The 5,365-nt window shown below is 54.2% G+C and carries 4 protein-coding genes; 3 read left to right on the top strand and 1 reads right to left on the bottom strand.

All coding sequences use genetic code 11. The features are described 5' to 3' along the window. Nucleotides 1-209 precede the first annotated feature (209 nt). Nucleotides 210-512 (top strand): hypothetical protein, encoded by a 303-nt coding sequence (locus GEI7105_RS0122790; RefSeq protein ID WP_017662716.1) that lies wholly within the window; start codon nucleotides 210-212, stop codon nucleotides 510-512. 1 nt (nucleotide 513) lies between these two features. Here the strand turns inward: GEI7105_RS0122790 and GEI7105_RS31985 are convergent, their stop codons facing one another. After that, the gene (locus GEI7105_RS31985) at nucleotides 514-3,060 is read right to left on the bottom strand and encodes a glycosyl hydrolase family 28-related protein (protein WP_051044222.1); all 2,547 of its coding nucleotides are present in this window, start codon (nucleotides 3,058-3,060) and stop codon (nucleotides 514-516) included. Between the two features lie 543 nt (nucleotides 3,061-3,603). Here GEI7105_RS31985 and GEI7105_RS0122780 point away from each other — a divergent pair. Then, entirely contained in the window at nucleotides 3,604-4,458 is an 855-nt protein-coding gene (locus GEI7105_RS0122780) for a prohibitin family protein (RefSeq protein WP_017662715.1), read from the top strand. Between the two features lie 125 nt (nucleotides 4,459-4,583). Further along, nucleotides 4,584-5,144 carry a hypothetical protein gene (locus tag GEI7105_RS0122775; RefSeq protein WP_017662714.1) on the top strand — a complete coding sequence of 187 codons (561 nt, stop codon included), beginning with the start codon at nucleotides 4,584-4,586 and terminating at the stop codon, nucleotides 5,142-5,144. Nucleotides 5,145-5,365: the final 221 nt, after the last annotated feature.

Below are 5,365 nucleotides of genomic sequence, written 5' to 3'. Positions count from 1 at the left end.
CACCCGAAAAACCCGTGGTGGAGGTAAACCACAAAATCGCCAGTTGGTGTTGTCAAGAGAATTTGATTCTCGCTTAGGTCTGCGGTGGGGCGCATCGTGGACGTTAAACAAACAGCCTGTGAAGGCGTTCTGACCGGGGGTATTCGGGCTGGCTCGTTTATCTAGGCATGAGCCAGTGAAACAGGAATCTCCGACCATACCCGCTAGGGTTGGGGGGAGAGCGTCAATTAGCCCGTCACCACCAACCCAACGTCATCGTCAGCGCGATCGATTTACCCCAACTCGATCGCTATGAATACGAACGAGACGATCTCTGGCGCACAACGACCCGACTCGACTCGTACATCGTCCGTGTAGCCTCGAGAACCGACGATGAAAGTCGCCAGTTCGCGACAAAACTGCGAGAATACGTCAAAACGGTTACAGCGTCCCGTTTGGAGACGGACGAGATCGCAACAGAGACGGTATTCGCCTCCGTCGCGATCGAAACCGAACTCAAACAACCCGCCTAATCTAGATGTCTGTTCCGAGAGCGACACTGTTTGAGGCGAAGACCGATACTTCTTCGACAAACGGATTGTCTTCGATGCCTTCAAACATCGCGATCGCGTTGTGCTGAGAGGGTAGGCGATCGCCCGAGGACATCGCGGCCGTCATCTCAAACCCATCGCCCGTTCCATCTGCGATCGCTGGAGCGTCGCTCGTGTCCGCCTCCGGGTTCGTCAGGGGATCGATCGCCAGTTTCCCTTCACCGTCAGATACGTCTACATCGCCCGAGACACCCTCAGACCCTTCACGTTCCCCAGGATTCGTTAGCGGATCGCCGATAAAGCTTTCCTCGCGATCGGACTCGCTCCCCGAACCGTTCGCCGTATCTTCAACCCCATCATCTCCGGGCATCGGATCGGGATCGGGCATCGGATCGGGATCGGGCATCGGATCGGGATCGGGCGGTAACGGTTGCGGGAACCCCGCGTAAAAGCCCCACAAGCCATCGCTAACCCGCGTGACTCCGTTACGAGTTTCTTCAAAACCAATGGGAACCGACCCGCCAGCAAACGTCAAGAAACCGGCATTGACGACGCTGAGAGAAGATTCGGTGTTGATAAACGCCGGAATGTCTCCGAAATCGCCATTGAGAAGATAAGTGCCGATAACCTCTGTTTGTCCGCCGTTGACGGTTTCGACGAGAGTACCTTCGTCTTCTGTTTTATATCCAAAAATCCAGAGGTTGCCCCCGTCGTTTTTGACGCGGACGCCGCCTCGGTTAACTTCCGGGTTGAACTGTCGGGCCCAGACGTTTTGATTGGTAAACTCCCAAGGACCGCCAGTCACGTCTCGAACGAACAAATCTCCCGTTCCGTTGGCAGTGTTGCGGTAACTGCTGACAAACAAACTCGATAAAACCCACGTGCGATCGCTGTCGTGAACGAACTCGATACCGCCGGCTTCAATCCGCTCGAAGACAACTTCCGGGGCTGTTCCGTCACCCAAGCGCACGTTTGCCCCCGTCTGAGTTTGTAACAGAGCCTCAGTTCCCAAGAGCCGACGGACGTTCCCTCTCAGTTCGATTTCTCCCTCGATTTGCCAGGTTCCGTTGGGCAGATATACCGTCGTCGCACCAGAATCGATCGCCGCTTGAATGGCATCGGTATCGTCGATTCCGTCGCTGGGAACCCCACCGAAGGCTAGCGGACTCGCCCACTGACTCAGGGCGTCCCACGGTACGTCTGGTGTGTCGCGAACCTCCAATCTCAACGAGGTTTGGGGACTGTCGAACAGGGTTTGAAACTCCCCTCGGGCGATCGCTTCCTCAACGAATCCATCGGGTTCTTGGAGGTTTCCGTCAATAGCAAACTCGTACCCCGACGTGTTGAGGTCGCGGACGTAAAGCTGTTCTTCGTTAAAAATCGCCGCTTCGTTTTCGGCATTGCCCACTCCTTGGAGGTTCGCGTCGATGAGGGTGACACTGTTGAGGCCGTTCGGTTGGTTCCACAAGGCAGGAACGGCGTTAATACTGTCTAAACCTCTGACAAAGATCGTTTCGTTGAAGTTCGTCCAACCGTACTGATTTTGATTTTCGAGGCGAATATTTTCAAAGGTCAGACTCGCAGTGGGATTGAGGGTGCGAATGCCGATGTCGAATCCGACGATTTCGACGTTTTCAATCAAAGCAGGGCCGTTTTCGTCCGGGGCTAGGTCGAGGCCGATTTGCCCCTGTCCGTCCCGAGACAGAATTTTGACGTTACGTAAGGTGCCTTGGTTGTTGGCAATATAGCTGATTCCCGAAGCGTCGGGGTTGCCGATTCCGATATCGACGGTTAAGTCGCGAATACTGTTACGGAAGCGTTGGGCTGGCGGACTCCCCGTGAAGATGACGGGCGTATCGAGACCGGAATTATCTTGTAATTTTAGGATCGTGCCATCGCGACTTTGACCTTGGAGGATGTTGCGCTTTTGGCTTCCGGCGTACACTAGGGCGTCGCTGATGTCGTAGACACCGTTGGGCAGGTAGAAGATGGTGTTACCGGAAGGATTGGCGTCGAGGGCTTGTTGGATGGCGGCCGTGTCGTCGATGCCGTCGTCTGGAATAGCACCGAAGGCGGTTACGTCAACGACTCCCGAGTCGTCGGGAAAGACGATATTTTCGCTAGGAATTAGGGTTCCGATATCGAAGTTGAAGCTGCCGAGACTGCCGCTGTCGTAGAAGTTGAAATCGACATCGCGAACGGCGTTCGGTTCGAGGGTGATGCGGTAAGGGCCGCTGTCGCTGGTATCCCACGTTCTACCGGGAGGGGCGATCGCGTAGGTAACGTTAGCAGGGTTGCCTCGGCTGTCTGAGTTGACTTCGACGACGGAGACATCGAGAACGGAACCCCCCCCATCGGTCGCGATAATGTCGGTATCGTCAACACTGGCGGGATCGAGGGTATAATCGCCGTGATAACTCACAGTCACGGTATAGGGTAGGGAACTTCCGTCGCGAGGGACGGCGTTCGGAGCCAGTAGGCTGACACTCGCAATGCTAGAGGGGGTCGAAGTGACCAGAGAGGAAATCATTGAGCGAACTCCTTGCTAGGATGGCACGAGTCTGGACGAGGTTCTGCCGTCGAACGGTGTCACTCACAAGAAAAGATTAAGTTGGCGTTACAAACCTAGAGAACCCTTGCGTATTTTTACTGAGGTCACCCTAAAACCGCCTCAGTGTTTTTACTGAAATTAGCTCCCTCGGCGAGAAGCCCCGCGCTCTACCCGTGCTTGGTGAGCGGCGGCCGGGATAGCCGAGCGGCAAGGTATAATGAACTTAGAAAGTGCCCAGAAAACTCTTCTGCGAATTGGCTCCTTCCGCCGACAACTGGAGTTGACCGACCCGTAGGCAATTGCCGCAAGTCCCCAACCTCCAAGGGGTCTCCCGAATTTGCAATGCTAGATGTAGCTCATACCTGTGGGATGCATCTCACTTTTGTAACAAGATGAGTCTGGGGTAGATTGGACTTCGACTTCGCTCAGCCCATATGCACCCTCCCCCTAAAGCTGTACCGACTCTCAAACCGTGCGATACCCTGAGTAAGGAAACCGACCGCACCGAAAGGAGAGGCAACCTTGAAAAGCGCACAACCCAACTCACCGAACATACAATCGATACTCATCGGCGTCATCCTGGCCGCGATCGCCCTCATCGGATTTAGTTCATTCGTCATCATTTCCCCCGGCGAAGCTGGCGTCATCAGCATTCTGGGGAAAGCCAGAGACGGCGCGTTACTCGAAGGCTTGCACTTCAAACCCCCCTTAATCTCGAAAGTCGATGTCTACGACGTGACGGTGCAGAAGTTTGAAGTTCCCGCCCAAAGCTCGACGAAAGACTTACAAGACTTAAAAGGACGCTTCGCGATTAACTTCCGACTCGATCCGGCTAAGGTGGTAGAGGTGCGACGCACTCAAGGCACCCTGGCCAACATCGTCTCGAAAGTCATCGCTCCCCAAACCCAAGAGGCGTTTAAAATCGCCGCAGCCAAACGCACCGCAGAAGAAAGTATCACCCAGCGCAGCGAACTGAAAAAGGATTTCGACATCGCTTTACAAAGCCGACTGGAGAAATACGACGTCATCGTTCTCGATACCAGTGTCGTGGATTTGAACTTCTCCACGGAGTTCGCCAAAGCCGTTGAAGAGAAGCAAATCGCCGAACAGCGAGCGCGACGGGCGGTTTACATTGCTCAAGAAGCCGAACAAGAAGCGCAAGCGGAAATCAACCGCGCCCGAGGGAAAGCAGAAGCGCAAAAACTGTTAGCGGAAACCCTGAAATCTCAAGGGGGACGCTTGGTGTTGCAGAAGGAGACGATTCAAGCCTGGCGCGAAGGCGGCGCACAAATGCCGAAAGTGCTAGTGTTGGGGGATGACTCTCCTGCGATTCCCTTCCTCTTCGATTTACAAGACGTGCAAGACGAAGCGATGTAAGTCGGAATTCAGTTCGAAACTCCTGTAGTTGTGACGACAGGCTTTCGATTTTGCTCTGGGTAGGGACGTTTTCGGTAACGTCCCTACGGTCGTTTTTTCACCGAAGTTTTTTCACTGAAACTGAGATGGCTGTTTGGAAATTCGCACTGGGATCGATCGCTGGGGTTCTTGTGGGAACCTCGCCGAGTTTGGCGCTTCCGGGTCAAACCGTCGAAGAAGTGCAAACTTGGATTCAAACCAATCCGCTGTTACCTCGGGGACTCGAGGGGAGTTTGCGCGTCAGTCGCAGTGATATTCCGGGTCAGCGGTTTACGTTTACCGCCTTGAAGACGTTACCGACAGACTCGAATTTGGTGGTGGGAGGACGCTACATCCGCAGCGAACGCCTGGAAGTTCTCGATTATGAAAATGGGGTGACGCGCGATCGCCTGGTTTCGACGTTGCGATCGATCTACGATCTCGATATCTATCGAGATTATCGAGATGCTGAGGTGGTGTACGACTACGTGAGTCCCGCCGGACGGGAGATGCAGGACGTTTATCGAGGGGTGTTGTTGAAGGGCGATCGCTTCGGCTATTGGATTGAAATTACCGAACGGGAGGGTATAGAACCCGTTATCGGTCACTTGGCGATCGTTCTGGCTGAAGATGTGGAAACTCTGGAAACGCAGTTGAGAAACCGTTAAGAAATTATCGAGACGGAAACAGAGCAATTCCAATTGACTTGCGGAAAGAATCACAGGCTTCCAGCCTGTACCACGCGGGGTTTGCCAGGTCTGGGATGTTGCAACTGATACGGAATCCGAATCTCAACGCTGAGCGGAGTCGAAGCGTTGAGTCCGAGCGGAGTCGAGGACTCAAATACTGGTTTTACTCAGTCAGACAAGCCCCTCTATCCCCCCAACCA

The sequence above is a fragment of the Baaleninema simplex PCC 7105 genome, assembly GCF_000332355.1.
Classification (GTDB): domain Bacteria; phylum Cyanobacteriota; class Cyanobacteriia; order Cyanobacteriales; family Geitlerinemataceae; genus Baaleninema; species Baaleninema simplex.
Note: the sequence above shows the minus strand (reverse complement) of the source record. Positions and strands in the feature narration are given on the sequence as shown.